Genomic DNA, 18,566 nt, shown 5'->3' with positions numbered 1-18,566 from the left:
AACCAGGCCGCCCTTTTCTTATTTCAGGCTTCTTCGTTGGCTTGCGCGCGCCGGATCGCGCGCGACGCCAGCAGTAACAGCAATCCACCGGCAAAGGTGAACAGCATAGCCGTGCCAATCCCCCAGGCGACACCCGCAGTGCCGCCGACGAAATCGCTGACGGCGCCGATGAGATAGGCGCCCGCGCCCACGCCGATCAGGTTCGCGCCCAATTGCACCAACGACACAGCGAGCCCGCGTAGGCGCGGTCCGGCCATCGTCACGATGACGGCATAGATCGGGCCGTTATAGGAGGCGCTGAGAAAGCCGCAAGCCATCAGCAATATCAGCATCAGGTTAAGGTCCTGCACAATCACAGTGCCGATGCCCGTTATCGCAGTCAGCAACGGTATCACCGCGCCGAACAATGCCGTTCTTGCCGGATCGAAACCGCCCCGGCGCCGGTTGACCGCGTCGATCACCCAGCCAGCCAGGAAGCCGCCCAACGATCCGAGGCCGCCATAAGCGATGGCGATGATGATGCCGGCGCGTGAAATGGGCATGGCATGGACCCGGATCAGGAAGGTCGTGAGCCATGTGCTCATGCCGTAAATGCCGGCCGCGATCAGGACGATGGCGAAAATGCAATAAAGCAAACCTGGCCGCGCCGAGAGCAGGCGGATGCGCTGCACAAGGCCAAGCCGCTCTTCCTGTTGAAGTGCGGCAGGCCCGTCATGTGCTCCACGCTTAGGTTCACGGACGGTCAGCAAAAGGATCGGGGCCAGTAGCAGGCCAGGCACACCGGCGGCGACGAATGCCCAACGCCAGCCCGCAGTCTGCACGATCACGCCGCCGACCAGAAAGGCAATGGCAAGACCGATACCCGAACTGAGATACCAGATGCCGATTGCGGTCGCGCGTCGATCCTCCCCAAAATAGTCGCTGAGCAGCGACATGCCCGTCGGTGATCCGCCCGCTTCGGCGGTTCCTACTGCCGCGCGACCGATCAGCAAGGTCCAAAACCCCGTTGCAAGGCTGCACAACGCCGTTGCCCCGCTCCACAGCGTCAGCGCGGCCGTCATCAGGTTGCGGCGGTTCCAGTTGTCCACCGCGATGCCGAAGGGTAGGGCCGCCAAAGCGAAAAATATGCCATAGGCAAAGCCCGCCAAAATTCCGAGTTGCCCGTCCGACAACGCAAATTCGTGGCCGACCGGCGCCAAGACCAGCCCGATGATGGCGCGGTCGATGCCATGGCAGGTCTGCGACAGCGTCAATATGCCCAATACATACCAAGGGTAGCGGCTGCTGAGGGCGCGTTCTTCCGCCGGAGCTCTCATGACGCTGATTGTCGCAGGACGGGTTGGATATTCATGGCGCGCCTCTCCATTTTCTAAATCGGGCAAACTAGCCGCCTATGCGAGGTGTCACATCGGCGCGCAATAATGGCACTCGGCCAGATCGTGTCGAGTATGGGCCATCATTCGCTGCGGGATGATCGGTGCGCCGCGGCATTTTTGACCTATCCAAAGATAGAAGTTAATCCGGACGGGATAGCTATCCGCGTAATCGCAGAACAGAAGCAGGCAGAGGTAGCGATGTTTCGTCCGGAGAGTGATTGGACTGGTCAGGACAGGTTCGGGGTAAACGATTTCTACATCGAAGCCACGGCAACGATGCGCGATGCGCGTGTTGATGTGCGTCATTTCAACTGGGTTTTGCCTTGCAGCGGCGTTTTCAGCCCGGAAAAACATTATCTCGACTATTCGCTCGACAGTCAGCCGCGCCGCAGCATGGTCAGCATGGGGCGGCCGGATCGGCGTGCGGCTACGGGCGACATTCTTTATATGCCGCCGCATCGTCAATATATCGGCGAACCGGCCCTGCAGGAACGGCATCTGGTCTGCGTCGCTCTGGGAGACGAATTTCTGGAGGAACTATTCGACGGTCAACGTCCGCTTCAGGGGCTGGACCCATGTGCCGATGTCCAGAATATTGCGATGCGCCGTCTTTTTGAAGCGCTCGCCGTGGAATTGCGGACGCCCGGTTTTGCAAGTCAGGTCCTGATTGAATCGATGCTCATGGGATTGGCGGTCGAACTTGTCCGGCATATGGGGCCGCAGACGTTGGGTGGTGTGACATCGCGTGGCGGGCGGCAGGTGCGGCATATCGTCGATTATGTAATGGATAATCTGTCTAGTCCGCTCGGCATCGCCGACATTGCTCGCGGTTGCAACATGAGTGTGCGTCATGTGGCGCGGGTGTTCAAAGAAGGGACCGGTGTCAGCCTTGGTGAGTTTGTTGCGCGCAGCCGCATCGCATTGGCCAAGGAATTGCTGCGGGGCGATAGCGCCCGCATCAAGGAAATCAGTTGGCGGTGCGGCTTCAGCAGCACGTCGGCTTTTTCGGCCGCTTTTCGCGCTGCTACGGGCCAGACGCCCAAGGATTTTCGCTGCCAGTTGTCTCGCATCCACTGACGCGGCGGCGGCCAAAATATCGGGTGGCGGCCAAAACCTGTCGCCGCACAGTCAATTAAGCCTCCGTCACTATGGGGGCGGATAACCCTTGGTTTAAGCGCGCGGCATTATTGCCGTATCACCGTGCCGAGAGTGGCGCGGAGCAAGATAAATGATCTGGGAGGAAAAAAATGATCAAAACCACCACTCTGGGAACGATAGCAACAGGGGCGCTGATTGTCGCACTGGCGCAGCCGGTTTACGCGCAGCAGGCGCAATCGGGTGCCGCAGAAGGCATTCAGGATATCGTCGTCACCGCGCGCCGGACTGAAGAAAGCCTTCAGACCACGCCGATCGCCGTTACTGCGCTCACCCCTGAAGCGCTGACCACCGCGAAAGTTGAAAATGTCGTCGATCTCCAGCGTACTGCGCCGGGCCTTGTCATCGGTCGCGGTTCCGCTGGCGGCGATGGCATCGTCTTCGTCGCTATTCGCGGACAGGGCAATCTTCAGCCTATCTTGGCCAACGACCCTGCCGTCGCCACCTATGTCGACGGTATCTACATTCCCCGGCCTTCGACCGGGATGACCGATATTCAGGACATCCAGCGCCTGGAAGTGCTGCGCGGTCCCCAGGGCACGCTTTTTGGTCGCAACACGACCGGTGGCGCCATCAACATCATTACCAACGATCCGACCGATCAGCTCAGCGGGACGTTCAAGGCCGAATATGGCAATTATGATAATCTGGGCGCGCAGGCCAATATCAATGTGCCGCTTGCCGAAGGTCTCGCGATCCGCCTGAGCGGCGCGATCAACGACCGGGAAGGCTATGGCGATAATCCGATCAACAATCGGGACTTTTCCGACAACCATAGTAAGTTTGTGCGCGGCAAGCTGAAATATGACGGTAATGGCTGGGATCTGACCCTTTCGGGCGATTGGAACCGCCAGACCAATCATGGTCAGCAGATTGCGCTTTGGGACTTCGACAGGAACAGCGCCACGATCAACGCTCTGGGGTTCGCGCCGGGCCTGACGGCTGGCCTGCTGAGCCGGGATAATTGGTGGCGCAATACCGCGATGGGGACATCAGTGCCGGCCAGCATTGGTGCGTTGCCGCCTGAGATTCAGTCGCTTTACGGCGTTCAGCCCTTTAATACTCTGGAAGTATATGGTTTTTCGGGCACGCTCAATGTGGATCTGGGCGGTCTCAACCTCAAGTCCATTACCGGCTACCGCCATTCGATGAACTATGGCCTGAGCGATACGGACGGCACCGCCGTTCCGCTTCTGAGCACTTATGCCGGGTCGGGTTCCTACTATATTTCTCAGGAACTCCAGCTTTCCGGTAATCTCACCGACAGCCTCAGCTTCATCGCGGGTGCCTATGCGGGCAAGGAAAGTGGTTACGAATTCAGCCGCTCGCAGATTTTCGGCGGCCTCATTCGCGATTCCAATGCGGATGTCACCAACAAGACCTTTGGTTTGTTTGCCCAAGCCTATTATGAGCTGACCCCGACCCTGCGCGCCGTGGGCGGTTTCCGTTACACTTGGGATACGCGTAACAGCGTGCTGCATAACGCCCAGGTGCTTGGCCTGCCCTATGATGCTCCTGTGGCAGGCACGCCGACCGGTATCAATTGCACGGTAGACCCGACGGATCCGGTGACAGCGACCACCTGTAATCAGGCGCAGAACGCTAAGTTCAACTATCCGGCATGGAATGCTGGTCTTGACTGGCAGGCCAGCGACAATCTCTTCCTCTATGTCGCGACGCGCGGTGCGGCCAAGGCCGGCGGCTGGAACCTGCGGGCAGGCGGCTTGCCTGCCTTCGCGCCGGAAAAGGTCAAGGACGTCGAAGCGGGTCTGAAGGTCGATCTGTTCGATCGTCGCCTGCGCTTCAACACAGCGGTTTTCCACACGTGGAAGGATGATAATCAGGCGATCGTCAACAGCTTCGTCACCGGCATCGGGGTTACCCAATACATCCAGAACAACGGCAAGGTCCGCATCTGGGGCATGGAAAATGAAATCACCGCTGTCCCGTGGGAAGGCATGACGCTCAGCATCAATGGTTCGCTTCAGGACGGCAAATATGCGAAGGGCAGCTTCAGCGAAACGCAGGTGGTCGCGGGTAGTGGTTGCACTAATCCAGCAGGGGTCGTGGATGGTTGCGTCGTCGATCTGAGCGGTCTGCCGTTGCTGCAATTGCCCAAGAAGCAGCTTAATGTCAGCGCCACGCAGAAGGTTCCGCTCGGCGCCGGTACGCTGGCCGTCACCGGTGCTTGGTCCTATGTCGGCTCCCAGCATTTCGATGCAGTCCGGGCCGCGGATCAGCAGCCGGACGCTATCAAGGCGGGTTATGAAACGGAGAACCGCCTCGGCCGCGTGCCCGGTTATGGCATTTTCAACGGCCGGATCGCATTCCAGCTGGACGATCCGAATGTTGAAATCGCCATCTACGGCCGCAATATCACCAACAAGAAATATCTGCTGCGTCGTTTCCCCGACCTCTATCGGACCCTGGGAATCGCAGCGGCTTATGTGGGACAACCTGCCACTTATGGCGTGGAAACAACGTTCAAGTTCTGATCGGCAACAGCTGACCGGATAAGAGAGCAAGGGGGGAAGGCATGGATAAGACAGCCTTCTCCCCAAGTTCATAAACGGAGATTTGAATGATGATGCGGTTCCAGAACAGCGTTGCGATTGTCACGCGCGGTTCTGCTGCTACGGAACTCCTCGCAGGAAATGCGCGCGATGCGGTTGCTCGTATGTTCCGGGCCATCACGTCTCCGAAAACCGTAGAAATCTAATGCGCGGTGCTGTGGAAATAACGCATCGTCATCCGACTATCGACGATCTTGCAGGTTCCCAGGCTGGTCATAGTCAATGCCATTCTTGGCCTGGGCTGCACAACTCGCGCCATCACCCCCAGCAGCATGTGCTGTCGCATTCCGTCCACATTTCTTCCATCATATCCTGTCGTCGCGGATTATCCGCGTCTTCGCTAATGTTAGAGGGACGGCTAAGGCCGCATCTGCTATTGGCGACGGTGAAATCTTTATAATGCTTCGGAGATCATCATGACTGCACTTGCCCAACAGCCCTTGCCTGCCCACGTGCCGGCCGAACTGGCGATGGCGCTCCCGCTCTTTTCGCGGCAGGTGATCTATGACAATCCGCAGGAAGTGCTGATCCCGGCCATGCACGCGGAACTGCCGCCCATCACCTATGTGACCAACATTTTCCCCGGTGATCAGCCCGGTTGGCTGCTCACAAAAGCCGAAGACGTGCAGGCGATGCTGCGCGATGCCGACAATTTCACCAAGAATGGCATGGGGAAATGGGCGCAGAATATCGGCGAAAACTGGCTTGTGATTCCGACGGAGGCTGACCCGCCAATACACACCAGCTATCGCAAGGCGCTCAACAGCCATTTTGCTCCGCAGAAAATGTTTGCGATGAAAGAGCAGGTACGAGAGCGTGCCCGGACTTTGATCCATGCTTTCCAAGATCGGGGTGAATGCGATTTCATTGCGGAATTCTCGGAAAAATTCCCGATTTTCATCGTTCTCGACCTCCTTGGTTTGCCGCAGGAGCGCATGGCGCAGTTCCTTATATGGGAAAAGGAAATGCTCCACTCCAATGATTGGGAGGTGCGTGGCAACGCAGTGCGCTGTGTGAAAAATTATCTGCTGGAAGAAATCGAAGCGCGCCGCCAGCACCCGCGCGATGACTATATCAGTAAAATCCTTACTTTTGAGGTCGAAGGCCGTCTGTGGAACGACGATGAAGTGTTGGGGCATTGCTTCAACCTTTATATCGGCGGTCTGGATACGGTGACGTCGCTGCTGGGCAATATCTTCAATTATCTGGCGTCGCACCCGGACAAACAGAATGAACTTCGTTCCGACCCGTCGCTGATCGTGCTTGCGGTTGAGGAATTTCTTCGGGCTTTTGCACCGGTTACAGCGTTTCGTATCGCAACCAAGGTGATCGAAATTCATGGGCAGAAGATCATGCCCGGAGAATATGTGGCCTTTAGTTCACCCGTGATCGGCCGTGATCCGGCATTTTACGAAGATCCTCAGGCCGTCCGTTTTGACCGGAAAGCGCCGCATATGTCGTTGGGCAGCGGGATCCACAAATGTCTGGGCATGCATCTGGCACGGCTGGAACTGCAAATCGCGGTTGAGGAATTCGTCGCGGCCCTGCCGGAATTCAGGATTAAAGACGGCTTCAAGGTTCCCTATTTCGTAGGGAATATATTGCATGTGCCCGACCTGCATCTTCAATGGTAATGAGCATTTTTATTCAGGGAAGATGGCCGTGCGGACGACTATCTTCCCTGATTTTGGTTGGCTGAAGGGGGCGTCGCGCGTTGTTGTGGGCCTGCCCGTCTACATCATCCGGCGAGCGAGAGGCGCAGGCCCGCTCCGGTGATCGAAGCTGCATCATTGGATAGCAGGAAGGCAATCACCTTTACAGCGGAGGCAGGCTTCACCCAGGTCGAGGTGTCGGCGTCAGGCATGTCCATACGATTTACCGGCGTATCGATGACGGTCGGAAGCACCGCATTGACCCGAATGCCCTTAGCTTTTAATTCGTCCGCGAAGCTTTTGCTCAGGGCCATCACCCCTGCCTTGGATGCAGCGTAGGGCGTCATGCCAATGCTTACGCCGGCTGCTGCGGCTGCGCCTACATTCACGATGGATGCGCCTGTCGTCAGATAAGGCAGGGCGGCGCGTGACGAAACTGTCGCGATACGCAGATTCAGGCGATACATCCTGTCCCAGCTATCCAGCGTACCGCCTTCTATCGGCTCCCAGACAAAGCCTCCGGCGATATTCACGGCTCCGTCAATCTGTCCCTGAACATTTTGCAACTTCTCGGTAAGCGGCGGAAATGGCGCTTTCATCCGCGAGATCGGCTCTCCAGGACAAGTGTTTCGCTCTGTGTCGCGGCGGGAGCGACATCCACTATCGCGATCAGTTCTTCCACCACAGCCTCGCCCAGTGCGCCAAGGCGACCCGCGACGATAATATTCAACATTGTTCCCGCTCCATATCCGATCGCTTTTCCATCTCGGTATCTAAACCATAGGCAAACCGCCACTCAGCCCGCTATCCGATTGGATAACGAGCCAGATTCCTGGGGAGAAGCAAGCAAGCGAATGAGGAACGCCCTATAGCATGGTCGGGGGCATGAACCGGATCGTTGGTCCAGGATCGAGAGATTCATATAGAGCTTGATTCCTCGATCGCCGCGGCCGGGTCGGAGTCAAAATCTTCAAACTGCTTCGGAACATAGGTTCGCAATGGCAGCTTATGGGCGCTTACTCTGGAGAATTAGCCGGGTCTTCAGGGGCGCCGAAAGAGAGCGCATCGGCGGTGCCCACATTCTGTTCGCCCGAGAATAGTTGGTCCAGCCGGTTTCGGATTTCTTGCCGATAGGTCTGCGAAACTATCGCCCGTGGCGCAGAAATCTCGATTTCATGGGCTATGACCGTCTTGATTCGTTCGATTGCAGCTTCATCCAGTACATTCACACGCCGCAATTCCGTACAGAGCTGCAAAAGTCCCGCCGCCGTAGCCTGAGCGCGTAGGCCGACATTCGTCAGATCGAAATGCAGCTTCCTCTGCTTGTCCGCGGCGATTGTCATCTTTCGTTCCTCTCCAAATATTTATACTGCACACGTAAACGCGGTGAGGGAATGAGAAGCTGTCTCATGAGATGGGTAAGGCAGCAGTTATGCCACTTTGCACAGAATAGTGAAGCGCGGATGGCATCCGAATCGCTATCGGCGATTTGGCCGACCTTCGTCGTTTGATGTTGCTCGCGTGACTCGACTGGATGCTGGCATCCATTGCTCTGTCGAGCCTTTTAATCGACAAATGGAAGGATCAGCTGCGACGATAGCGGAAGTACCACACTTCATGGCCCTGACGTCTGGCCTTCGCCTCGTAACGGGTTTCAGGCCATCCGCCGGGACGGACCAGAAAATCGTTCGGTTCCTTCGCCAGCCATTCGAAGGCAGGATGGCCGTTCATCACCATCAGCGCCCAGCGTAGATAGACCGGATGGTCCGTACCGAAACGAAATTCGCCGCCGGGACGTAGTTTCTGCGCGATCAGTTCGACCGGTCCTTTGTTCATCATGCGCCGTTTGGCATGGCGCGCTTTGGGCCAGGGATCGGGATGCAGCAGATAAACGAAGCTGAGCGCGCCATCGGGAATACGATTCAGCACAGACAACGCATCGCCCATGTGGAGGCGAACATTGGGCAGGCCCCTGTCGCGGATATGACCCAACGCACCCACCACCCCATTCAGGAAAGGCTCGCAGCCGATGAAGCCGTGATCGGGCAGCATGTCGGCGCGATAGGCCAAATGCTCGCCTGCGCCAAATCCGATTTCCAGGTGGAGCGGGCGGTCATGGCCGAACAGGCCTTCCGCTGTGATTTCGCCTTTTTCGGGGATGGATAGGGCGGGGAGCAGGCGATCCACCAATTCCTGCTGGCCCGCGCGCAGCTTGTGGCCGGACTGTCGTCCGTAAAGGCGGTTGAGGGTCGTTGGGTCGCCAGATTTGTGCGCGGTCATGGCGGGCCGATAGCGGGCCGGACGAGTGGGAGCAAGCGGGAGAATGACAATCCTTGCCTCCCGCCATCGGGTGGAGTGGAAACCCGACGGGAGGAGGCGGGAGGCAAGGTTTATGAAATGGCTGCTCCTGGGAGACGGGACAGCGATTTACAATCCGTCCCCATGAGCTGCGAACCGCTGGAGGAGCGTGATCGATAGCCCGATAGGGCCTTAGGCAACGACGGCGGATATTCGTGACAGTCATGCCGCCGGAGTTAGGGTGCCGGGTCCGACAGGGGTGCGGACCCGACGCCTCGCTTATGGCGCTGCCGAGTGAAGGAGGCTAATGAACTTTTGGTCATTTTACGGCAGGATACTGGTGATGCCGACACCATGGGTCATCAAAGTCCGGCTGTTATTGCCTTAGCAAAAGAAGCTGGTTTCGGGTGACGGATTCCAATCGATCATCACCGTTTAGGCCGCATTGTTTCTCTAATCACTGATCGCCGGCCTGTGGTTCTAAGGGAAGGGAGAGATGGAGCCTCTCCCCCCTAGTCCCTTTCTATGGCGTCAGGCTATGGCTGCCTTCAGCTTTTCCACTAGGTCGGTGCGTTCCCAAGGGAAGAAATCGCCTTCCGGCTTGCGGCCGAAATGACCGTAAGCGGCCGTCGGGCGGTATATCGGCTTGTTGAGGCTCAGATGCGTGCGGATGCCGCGCGGCGTGAGGCCGCCCAACTCTTTGATCGACCTGATCGCGTCTTCAATCTTCGCATCGTCCACCGTGCCGGTGCCATGTGTGTCGACATAGAGCGACAGCGGTTCCGACACGCCGATGGCATAGGCAAGCTGGATCGTGCAGCGCCGCGCGAGGCCCGCAGCGACGATGTTTTTCGCAAGGTAACGGGTGATATAGGCGGCCGAGCGGTCGACTTTGGTCGGGTCCTTGCCGCTGAATGCGCCGCCGCCATGGGGTGAAGCACCGCCATAGGTGTCGACAATGATCTTGCGGCCCGTCAGGCCTGCGTCGCCGTCCGGCCCGCCAATTTCGAAGCTGCCGGTCGGATTGATATGATAGACGGTTTCGTTGGAGAGCAGATGTGCGGGCAGGATTTCCGCCACGATGCCCTTCACGTAATTTTTCAGTTCCGCTTCCTTTTCACCCTGATCGTAGCCCGGCGCATGCTGGGTCGATACGACGATGGCGGTGGCGGCGGCTGGCTTGCCGTTTTCGAAGCGGAGTGTCACCTGGCTCTTGGCGTCCGGTTCGAGGAAAGGGGCGGCGCCGGAGTGGCGGTCAGCAGCCATCTTCGCGAGAATCTTATGGCTGTAGTCCAGCGTGGCGGGCATGAGGTCAGGCGTTTCGTCGCAGGCGAAGCCGAACATGATGCCCTGGTCGCCAGCGCCTTCATCCTTATTGCCGGACGCGTCGACACCCTGCGCGATATGCGCGGACTGGGCGTGCAGATTATTCTCGAAGCGCAGCTTTTCCCAATGGAAGCCATCCTGTTCGTAACCGATGCGCTTCACCGTGTCGCGCACGGCCTTTTCGATTTCTTCCTGCGCGCCGGGAGCCCACTGGCCGTTTTCATAAACGCCCTTGCAGCGTATCTCGCCCGCCAGAACGACAAGCTGTGTCGTGGTCAGCGTCTCGCAGGCGATGCGGGCTTCGGGGTCCTTGGAAAGGAACAGGTCGACGATGGCGTCGGAAATCTGATCCGCGACCTTGTCGGGATGACCTTCGGACACGGACTCCGAGGTGAAGAGATAATTGCTACGCATGGGACTCCCGTAAGATGCTTTGCGGAGAAGTGATATAAAGAAATGTTTATACGCCCTTTAGCTTTTGCCTCTCCGCATGGCAATGGCCAGGCCGATGAGCAACAGCATGAACAGCGTCGGCGCCCCATTGCCGAGACGCGCAAAAATTGTCGGCGGCAGAGAGGAAGGCAGGGTGCTGTCGAGGAAGCCGGCATGGTGCGGGCCCAAGGCGCGCAGCACATGGCCTTTTGCATCGATGATCGCGGAAATGCCGGTGGGGGTGGAGCGGATGATCGGCATTCCTTCTTCCATCGCGCGCAGGCGGGCTTGCGCCAGATGCTGGACGGGGCCCCAACTGCCGAACCACGCATCGTTCGACGGGTTGAAGAGGAAGGCGGGGCGGTTGGCTTTGTCGACGACTTGTCCGGAGAAGATGATCTCGTAACAGATTTGAACGCCCATCTTCATTTCCGGTCGACCCAGAGCGGCAGGCAGGTTCAGGCTTTGCGGACCGGGACCGGGCCAGAAGTCGGCGTCTCCGGGCACCAGGCGCGACAGGCCAAGGGGTTGAAGGATCGAACGCATTGGCAGATATTCACCATAGGGTACAAGATGCGCTTTGTCATAACGGGCAGGCAGCCGCGCATCGGGGGTGACGATCCAGACGCTGTTGTTCGCGCCCGCCAGTACATTTTCACTGTAGCCACCTTTGTCGACCGGTTTGTAATAGACCTTGTTTGCACCTGTAAGCAGCAGGTCGCCGGGACCGAGCAGGGCAGCCAGGCGGTCGCGCCATGCCGGTTCCATGTCGAGATAGGCTGGAATGGCGGCTTCAGGCCAGAAGATCAGGCGCGGAGCCGGGCGCGGGGTACCGGACAGTGCGGCGAGGGTGCGGAAATGCGCCTGCTCCAATTCGGCGGAATATTTCTCATCCTGCCCGATATTGGGCTGGACCACGCGGATGCGCGGTGCGCCCGCAGGCGTGGGGGGAGCCTGCGCGAACTGCCCCCAGAGCGCGAGGGCCAGGAGCGGGATCGTAATGGCGGCGGCTGGCCCTATGCGGCGGCGTAAAGCAAGGACCAGTGCGCCCGATGCCAGAATGGCAAGTGCGCCGAGGCCATATGTGCCGATGATGGTAGAGGCGATGGCGATGCCCGTCGGCAACCAGATCACGCCCAGCGGGCTCCATGCGAAACCGGTGAAGACGACCGCGCGCAGATATTCGCTCGCGATCCAGCAGGCGGCGAAAAAGAGGAGGAAGGGAAGCTGCGTGTTGGTCCGCAGCGGGAGGCGGCGGGTCAGCCACCACGCGCTGAGGGTCGCGAGGGCGGGATAGACGGCCAGATAGAGCGAAAGCAGGACTACCGCGCCATAGCCGAACCAGTGCGGCATCGCGTCCTGATAGGTAAAGGCGTGGGCGATCCAGTTGAGGCCCAGCGTGAAATGACCGACGCCGAACAGCCATCCGCGCGTGAAGGCGGATTTGCGGTCCAGCGCGCTTTCGATGAGCAGGATCAGCAGGGCGAAGCAGGCGAGCGTGACGGGCCAGAGCTTCAGCGGCTCAAATCCCGTCGCGGACAGAAAGCCGGCGATCAGCGCGATCAATTTGGGACGGCGTTCGAGAAGGGATGGCATGGGGCAGATTAGCGAGCGGTTGCCAGCGTGGCGTTGCTGCACTTGTCGTTCTTTTCACCGCCGCCGGTCAACATCGAGGCGGCGATGAAACCGCCGACCACCAGCACCAGGAACAGGCCGGAAAGGAGAGCCAGATATTTCTCGATGAACGCCTTTATGGGGCGGCCGAACTTCCAGAAGAGGAAACCCACCAGCATGAACTGGAAAGCGCGGCTGATGACGCTGGCCCAGAGGAAGGTGAAAAGCGGTAGTCCGACGAATCCCGCGGTGATGGTGATGAGTTTGAAAGGGATGGGCGTCGCGCCCTTTATGAGGATGATCTCTGCGCCATATTCGCGCAGGTAGCAGGCGGCGACCGGGAATTTGGCGGTGAGGCCCAGAGCGGCGAGGATCTGGTGGCCGACCGTTTCGTAGACGAAGTGGCCGATGGCGTAGCCGAACAGGCCGCCCAGCACCGAGGCCAGGGTGCAGATGAGGCCGAAGCGGATCGCGCGTTCCGGCCGGGCGAGGCACATGAGGCCGAGCAGCGGATGCGGGGGGATCGGGAAAAAGCTGGATTCCATGAATGAAATGGCGAAGAGCCAGCGTTCGGCATGGGCGTGGGCCGCTTTGGCGAGCGTCCATTGATAGAGCCGGGTAAGCATCGCGGGCGAATTAGCCGAGATTGCGGCGGGCCGCCAGTGCTTTCGCCAGCACGACCATCCGATAAGGCGGATCGAGCGGAATAGGAAATGGCCGTTTTTCGCCGGTCAGCCGATAACCGCGCCTTTCATACCAGGAGATCAGTTCATGACGGCTGTCGATCACGGTCATTTCCATGGCCGTCGCGCCGAAGAGATGGACGGCGTGATTCTCCGCCGCGGCGATGAGCTGACGGCCAAGGCCCCCGGCCTGAAGCCGTGGGTCGATGCAGAGCAGGCCGAGATAGGAAAGACCGCCGCCCCGGTCGGTGATGTTGACGCAGCCGATGGGCGAGGCCGCGTCATCGTCGAGCGCGATCAGCAGACGCTGGGCGGGATCTTCGACGATGACGGTCAGGGCCGCAAGATCGGTGCGCGCACCGCTGAGCAGGTCGGATTCCCAGGTCCAGCCCATGCGCGCCACGTCGCCCCTGTAGGCGCGCTCTATCACGGGATGCAGCGCGGGCAGGTCGGCGATCGTGGCGGCGCGGATACGCATGGGGGAGTCCTGACGGCGGGAAATGAGGTTGTAAAGAGGCGTGCAGACCCCTTGTCCATCTGTCGCGAGGCAGATTTCGGCCGGTTCAGCCGGCCCGTTCAGGATGCCAGATCTCCGCAGCTTCTCTCGCGTGGGGAGGGGATATGCGCTCGCAGGATAGCGCGCAGCTTCGCCTTCCTTCCCCCCTCATTCAACTGCGCCTGGTCAGCAAGCTGGCAAGGCTTCCTATCCTTCTTCCCAAGGGGGAAGGGAAAAGGAGCATCCCGCCTGACCGGAACCGGCCATCGCGGGTTTGTGAGCCATGGCCGCTAAAAAATTCCCGGCGGGGACGGGGATGATCTTGGCAGTGGGGAGGCGATCACCTAGCTAAGGGTTCCAAGGAGACGAATGATGCAAGGCATGGGAGACGGCAGCTGCCCCTTCACTTTCAACACGGACCCCGCGACCTTCAAGGTCGGGGATGAGGTCAGCTATCGCGTGACAGGCAGCCTGGAGGGGATGCCCTTTGCCGGCGTGCTGTTGGAAGTGCATGACGATTATGTGGTGCTGACATCCGACCCCGACGACAAGGCCAGCCGGATGCGCGCCACGCGCGAAAGCCGCCCGGTCGTGCGCGAAGAGGATGTGTGCTGACGCGACGGCGTTGACCGTCCCATATCGTCTGTGCCAGAGCGCCGATACGGCCTGAGCAGGCGATTTTCGTGTGAATTTTTCTTCCTCTTCCCGGTCTGACACCAAGGCCCGGCCCGATTTCAGGGAGCGCGCTGGCGGGCTGGCCTTTGCGCTGGGACTGAACGCGCTGCTGTTGCTGGCGCTGTTGACGCTGACGCCGGGGATGCAGCCTCCGCCGGTCGATCCGCGCCATCCGGTGACATTTGAACTGGCGCCCGGACCCCAGGCGGCGGAGGAAAAGGCGCAGGCGCAGAAAAGCGACGACGCGCCCAAGGAAAAGACACCGCAAAAGCAGGCGGATACCGCGATCCAGCCGCCGCGCCCGGTGGAAAAACCGCCGGAGAAGCCGCCCTTGCCTCTCCCCTTCATCGTTCTGGACAGCAGCCAGATGGCGTCCGCCGACATCGGGAAGATGCCGAAAAAAGGGCAGGGCCAGGGCGCGGCGCAGGGGGACAGCGCGCAGGTGGCCGGGCCGGGCGAAGGGCCGGGCGGCGTGCAACTGTTCGCGGCGGAATGGTATCGCAGGCCGCGCGATGCGGAACTTTCCCCTTATCTGCCGGCCAATGCGCCGGGCAATGGATGGGGCGAGGTCGCGTGCAAGACGGTCGACCATTATCGCGTCGAAAATTGTCAGGCGCTGGGCGAATCGCCGCTGGGATCGGGCTTTGCGCGGGCGGTGCGGCAGGCGGCGTGGCAGTTCCAGGTGCTGCCGCCCCGCGTCAACGGCAAGGTGATGGTGGGAAGCTGGGTTCGCATCCGCATCGATTATACGCGCACGGTAGTGGGCGGTGGCCCAGGGGCGGGGCGGTAGGGGCTGTTGAGGCTGTGGGCCGAAGGTGGTTATGAGTGGAGAGCGGACTTGCGTTCTCCCGACTTCCGTTCGCCCTGAGTCGGGGCTGAGCGAAGCCGAAGACCCGTATCGAAGGGGCCAGCGCGCGCCATGTCCTTCGATATGTTGAGCAGGTCGGATCGTCCCCCGGACACAATTCGGCAGGCTCAGGGGCCATCCAGAACGAACGGACATGGGGGATAATCGGCCATTGCGGTTGCCTCATGGAACGTTCCCCGCGGGATGGGCTATCAAGAGTTGCATTGCGAAACGGCAATGGCACTTTGCCAGCTGCCCGACTCACGGGAAATGGAGGAACAGATGATCGTCTATGGCGCGCGGCCTTCGCCTTTCGTTCGCAAGGTTATCGTATTTGCCGCTGAAAAGGGCCTGACCCTGGACGTGCAGCCGGGCGGTTTCGGGCAGGGCAATGAGATGTTCGCGCAGGCTTCGCCTTTCGGCAAGATTCCGGGCTTTCAGGATGGTGATTTCCTGATCAGCGACAGCACGGCGATCATAACCTATCTGGATACGATACGTCCCGACCCGAACCTGATTCCCACAGAGGCGAAGGCGCGGGCGCGCACCATCTGGTATGAAGAGTTCGCCGACACGATCCTGCAACCGGTGGGCATGCAGATTTTCTTCAATCGCGTGGTCGCGCCCTTTCTGGGCCTGCCCAGCGATCCGGCGGCGGCGGACGCGGCCGAGGCGGACAGGATGCCGGAGCTTTACGATTATGTGGAAGGAAACCTGCCGGATAGCGGGTTTCTGGTGGAGGACCGGTTCACGCTGGCGGATATTGCCGTCGCCTGCCCCTTCATCAATATCGGCTATTGCAGCGACGGGTTGGAAAAGGGGCATTGGCCCCGGTTGAAGGCATGGTTGCAGGCCGTGCGCGCGCGGCCCAGCTTTACCGAGGCGCTGGCGATAGAAGGGAAGGCGGTTAACCGGATGATGGCCAAATAATTCACCTATATGGAACATTTTTCTTGACATCGTCACGCTGTTCCGGCAGAGATGGCGACACTGGAAAATTGTGAGTCGCCGACGCGGTGATGCAAGGGGCTGGTCCTGATGGGCCGGCCCTTTTGCTGTGCGCGTTCGCGGCGAAAGGCGGAGCGATGACGGGAGAGCGGGAAAAGGCGCGGCCACCTTTGGGCGGCCGGGCGGGGGACAAGGCGGAGGCGCTGGTCGCGCAGCGGGGGCAGCGGGGGGCGGCGGGAAGCGGGCCGCAATTGAAGGCGGTGCGTAAGGACGGATGGACGCCTGCGCGGCGCAAGCGGTTCATGGAGACGCTGGCCGCGACCTGCAATGTCAGCGAAGCGGCGCGCGCGGCGGAGAAGAACCTGTCGAGCGCCTATTATCAGCGGCGTCGCGATCCGGCTTTTGCGCGGGAATGGAACCAGGCGATGAACGTCGGTTATGCGGAACTGGAGACGTTGCTGCTGCGCCAGTCGCTGTTCGGCGTGGAGGATGAGGAACTGACGCTGGATGGCGAGGGGGCGCTCAAGAGCCGGAAGCTGAAGCGCGGGCATCCGCATGTGGTGGCGATCCGGTTGCTGCTCGCGCATCAGGGCACGGTGGAAAAGCTGCGCGCCGCGGAAATGCGCGACGGCCCGGAAGCGGAGGACGCCATCGCGAAGATGCGCGCGCTGCTGGACGATGTGCGGCGCAGGCGGGAAGCGGCGGGCGATTGAGGCGGGGGCGCAGGCGATGCGGATGTCGGACATGGAATGGCTCGCCGGGCAGGATGACGCCGTGCGGGAACGGGTGCTGGCGCATCTGGACGACGCGGCTGCGGAGCGGCTGGCCGCCGAATGGCGCTGGACGGCGCGGGCGGGGCAGGTCGCGCCGGACGGGGACTGGCGCGTCTGGCTGATGATGGCGGGGCGGGGCTTCGGCAAGACGCGGGCTGGCGCGGAATGGGTACGGGAGATTGCGGAAAATGATCCCGGCGCAAGGATCGCTTTGGTGGGGGCGACGCTGGGCGAGGCGCGCAGCGTGATGGTGGAGGGGGTTTCGGGGCTGCTTTCCATCGCGCCATGGTGGTGCCGGCCTGCTTATGCGCCTGCCTTGCGGAAGCTGATATGGCCCAATGGGGCGATTGCCACGCTGTTCGGCGCGGCCGACCCGGAGGCGCTGCGCGGGCCGCAATTCAGCCATGGCTGGGCGGACGAGATCGGCAAATGGCCGGGCGGGGAAGCGGTGTGGGACAACCTCATGCTGGGGATGCGGCTGGGGCGCAGGCCGCAGGTGCTGGCGACGACGACGCCAAGGCCGGTGCCGCTGGTGCGGCGGCTGGCGGCGCGGGAAGGGGGGGACACGGTGGTGACGCGGGGGCGGACGGCCGACAATGCGGCGCATCTGGCGGAGGGTTTCCTCGCCGCGATGGAAGAAGGCTATGGCGGCACGCGGCTGGGGCGGCAGGAACTGGACGGCGAGCTGATCGAGGAGATCGAGGGCGCGCTGTGGACCCGCGACCTGCTGGAGCGGTGCCGGGTGCGGCATGTGCCCGAAAAGGGGCTGACGCGCGTGGTGGTGGCGGTCGATCCGCCTGCTTCGGCGCATGGGGATGCGTGTGGGATCGTTGTGGCGGGGCTGGGCGCGGATGGGCGCGCTTATGTGCTGGCCGACGCGAGCGTGGAAAAGATGCGGCCCGAAGGCTGGGCGCGGGCGGTGGCCGGCGCGGCGGCGGCCTATGGCGCGGACCGCGTGGTGGCGGAGGCCAATAATGGCGGCGCGATGGTCGAAAGCGTGCTGCGCGCGGCGGAGGCCGGGCTGCCGGTCAAGCTGGTCCATGCCAGCCGGGGGAAGGCGGCGCGGGCGGAGCCTGTGGCGGCGCTCTATGAGGCAGGGCGGGTGGCGCATCGCGGGGCTTTTCCCGACCTGGAGGACGAGATGTGCGGGCTGATCGCCGGGGGCGGCTATGAAGGGCCGGGGCGCTCGCCCGACCGGGCCGACGCGCTGGTATGGGCGCTCACCGAATTGATGCTGACGCGGCGCGGCGATGCGCGGATCAGGACGCTGGGATGAGGAACCCTTCGCGACGGCGGCTCGTTTCCCCAGACGTATCGCTGAACTGTTGGAGTATGTGTGATGAATATGGGCAAGCTTATGGCGGCCCTCGCTGGCGTGTCGCTGATGGCGGCGCCAGCCTTTGCGGCGTCGCTGAACAGCAAGGAACGGGCGCGGGTCGCGCGGGCCCATCCGTCCGATCGCGACGATGTGCGCTATTGCCTGTTGCAGGCCAAGAAGGGCCGCGACAAGGGCACCGTCATCGGCGCGGCGGGTGGCGCGGGCGTCGGCGCGATCGCGGGCGGCGATCTGGGCGAATCCCTGCTGGCGGGTGCGGCTGGCGCCGTCGCGGGCCGGGTGATCGGCAAGAGCGAAGGCACCAATTCGGAATGCGACCGGGTGCTCAAGCGCAATCCGTGAGATTGGAGTGAGGGTGGGGCGTGATCCCTCCCCTCATTCC

General features: G+C 61.1%; 19 protein-coding genes. 10 read left to right on the top strand and 9 right to left on the bottom strand.

All coding sequences use genetic code 11. The features are described 5' to 3' along the window. Window positions 1-23 precede the first annotated feature (23 nt). Window positions 24-1,316: an MFS transporter gene (locus tag ATN00_RS17385; protein ID WP_062066942.1), complete on the bottom strand. Its 1,293-nt coding sequence runs from the start codon at window positions 1,314-1,316 to the stop codon at window positions 24-26. A 105-nt stretch (window positions 1,317-1,421) separates the two neighbouring features. On the opposite strand from ATN00_RS17385, the gene ATN00_RS17380 reads away from it, so the two are divergent. The 4 genes from ATN00_RS17380 (at window position 1,422) to ATN00_RS17370 (ending at window position 6,738) form a co-directional block, all read left to right on the top strand. Further along, window positions 1,422-2,453, top strand: coding sequence for an AraC family transcriptional regulator (locus ATN00_RS17380; protein WP_231746317.1), 1,032 nt, complete (start codon window positions 1,422-1,424; stop codon window positions 2,451-2,453). A gap of 170 nt (window positions 2,454-2,623) precedes the next feature. Beyond that, a complete protein-coding gene (locus ATN00_RS17375) occupies window positions 2,624-5,026 on the top strand; it encodes a TonB-dependent receptor (protein ID WP_062066940.1) in 2,403 nt (800 codons plus the stop codon). A gap of 86 nt (window positions 5,027-5,112) precedes the next feature. After that, the gene (locus ATN00_RS23475; protein ID WP_156415298.1) at window positions 5,113-5,250 is read left to right on the top strand and encodes a hypothetical protein; all 138 of its coding nucleotides are present in this window, start codon (window positions 5,113-5,115) and stop codon (window positions 5,248-5,250) included. A 270-nt stretch (window positions 5,251-5,520) separates the two neighbouring features. Continuing rightward, window positions 5,521-6,738 (top strand): cytochrome P450, encoded by a 1,218-nt coding sequence (locus ATN00_RS17370; RefSeq protein ID WP_231746316.1) that lies wholly within the window; start codon window positions 5,521-5,523, stop codon window positions 6,736-6,738. Window positions 6,739-6,842: 104 nt separating this feature from the next. Here ATN00_RS17370 and ATN00_RS17365 read toward each other — a convergent pair whose 3' ends face one another. The 8 genes from ATN00_RS17365 to ATN00_RS17335 all read right to left on the bottom strand — a co-directional run bounded on the left by ATN00_RS17365 (window position 6,843) and on the right by ATN00_RS17335 (window position 13,587). Further along, on the bottom strand, window positions 6,843-7,355 hold the full coding sequence (locus ATN00_RS17365) for an SDR family oxidoreductase (protein WP_082635237.1): 513 nt from the start codon (window positions 7,353-7,355) through the stop codon (window positions 6,843-6,845). Next, entirely contained in the window at window positions 7,352-7,489 is a 138-nt protein-coding gene (locus ATN00_RS23470) for a hypothetical protein (protein WP_156415297.1), read from the bottom strand. Before ATN00_RS23470 ends, ATN00_RS17365 begins: the two co-directional genes overlap by 4 nt. A gap of 283 nt (window positions 7,490-7,772) precedes the next feature. Then, window positions 7,773-8,099: a hypothetical protein gene (locus ATN00_RS17360; protein WP_062066934.1), complete on the bottom strand. Its 327-nt coding sequence runs from the start codon at window positions 8,097-8,099 to the stop codon at window positions 7,773-7,775. A gap of 241 nt (window positions 8,100-8,340) precedes the next feature. Further along, window positions 8,341-9,036: a tRNA (guanosine(46)-N7)-methyltransferase TrmB gene (trmB, locus tag ATN00_RS17355; protein WP_062066931.1), complete on the bottom strand. Its 696-nt coding sequence runs from the start codon at window positions 9,034-9,036 to the stop codon at window positions 8,341-8,343. Between the two features lie 549 nt (window positions 9,037-9,585). After that, window positions 9,586-10,794, bottom strand: a complete 1,209-nt coding sequence (gene metK, locus ATN00_RS17350; RefSeq protein ID WP_062066928.1) for a methionine adenosyltransferase — start codon at window positions 10,792-10,794, stop codon at window positions 9,586-9,588. A gap of 57 nt (window positions 10,795-10,851) precedes the next feature. Continuing rightward, the gene (gene lnt / locus ATN00_RS17345) at window positions 10,852-12,408 is read right to left on the bottom strand and encodes an apolipoprotein N-acyltransferase (RefSeq protein WP_062066926.1); all 1,557 of its coding nucleotides are present in this window, start codon (window positions 12,406-12,408) and stop codon (window positions 10,852-10,854) included. Window positions 12,409-12,416: 8 nt separating this feature from the next. After that, window positions 12,417-13,052 carry a YqaA family protein gene (locus ATN00_RS17340; RefSeq protein WP_062066923.1) on the bottom strand — a complete coding sequence of 212 codons (636 nt, stop codon included), beginning with the start codon at window positions 13,050-13,052 and terminating at the stop codon, window positions 12,417-12,419. 10 nt (window positions 13,053-13,062) lie between these two features. Next, a complete protein-coding gene (locus ATN00_RS17335) occupies window positions 13,063-13,587 on the bottom strand; it encodes a GNAT family N-acetyltransferase (protein ID WP_062066920.1) in 525 nt (174 codons plus the stop codon). Window positions 13,588-13,977: 390 nt separating this feature from the next. Here ATN00_RS17335 and ATN00_RS17330 point away from each other — a divergent pair, with 390 nt between their 5' ends. The 6 genes from ATN00_RS17330 to ATN00_RS17305 all read left to right on the top strand — a co-directional run bounded on the left by ATN00_RS17330 (window position 13,978) and on the right by ATN00_RS17305 (window position 18,526). Beyond that, a complete protein-coding gene (locus ATN00_RS17330) occupies window positions 13,978-14,220 on the top strand; it encodes a hypothetical protein (RefSeq protein ID WP_062066918.1) in 243 nt (80 codons plus the stop codon). A gap of 70 nt (window positions 14,221-14,290) precedes the next feature. Next, window positions 14,291-15,070: a hypothetical protein gene (locus tag ATN00_RS17325; protein ID WP_373886113.1), complete on the top strand. Its 780-nt coding sequence runs from the start codon at window positions 14,291-14,293 to the stop codon at window positions 15,068-15,070. A 339-nt stretch (window positions 15,071-15,409) separates the two neighbouring features. Then, the gene (locus tag ATN00_RS17320; protein WP_062068947.1) at window positions 15,410-16,057 is read left to right on the top strand and encodes a glutathione S-transferase family protein; all 648 of its coding nucleotides are present in this window, start codon (window positions 15,410-15,412) and stop codon (window positions 16,055-16,057) included. A 155-nt stretch (window positions 16,058-16,212) separates the two neighbouring features. Then, complete coding sequence (locus ATN00_RS17315) at window positions 16,213-16,788, top strand: hypothetical protein (protein ID WP_062066915.1); 576 nt, start codon at window positions 16,213-16,215, stop codon at window positions 16,786-16,788. Between the two features lie 16 nt (window positions 16,789-16,804). Beyond that, entirely contained in the window at window positions 16,805-18,124 is a 1,320-nt protein-coding gene (locus tag ATN00_RS17310) for a DNA-packaging protein (RefSeq protein WP_062068945.1), read from the top strand. A gap of 63 nt (window positions 18,125-18,187) precedes the next feature. Next, window positions 18,188-18,526, top strand: a complete 339-nt coding sequence (locus ATN00_RS17305; RefSeq protein WP_062066912.1) for a hypothetical protein — start codon at window positions 18,188-18,190, stop codon at window positions 18,524-18,526. Window positions 18,527-18,566: the final 40 nt, after the last annotated feature.

Source organism: Sphingobium baderi (assembly GCF_001456115.1).
Lineage (GTDB): Bacteria > Pseudomonadota > Alphaproteobacteria > Sphingomonadales > Sphingomonadaceae > Sphingobium > Sphingobium baderi_A.
The sequence above is the reverse complement of the archived record's forward strand: the minus strand, read 5'-3'. Positions and strand labels throughout refer to the sequence as shown.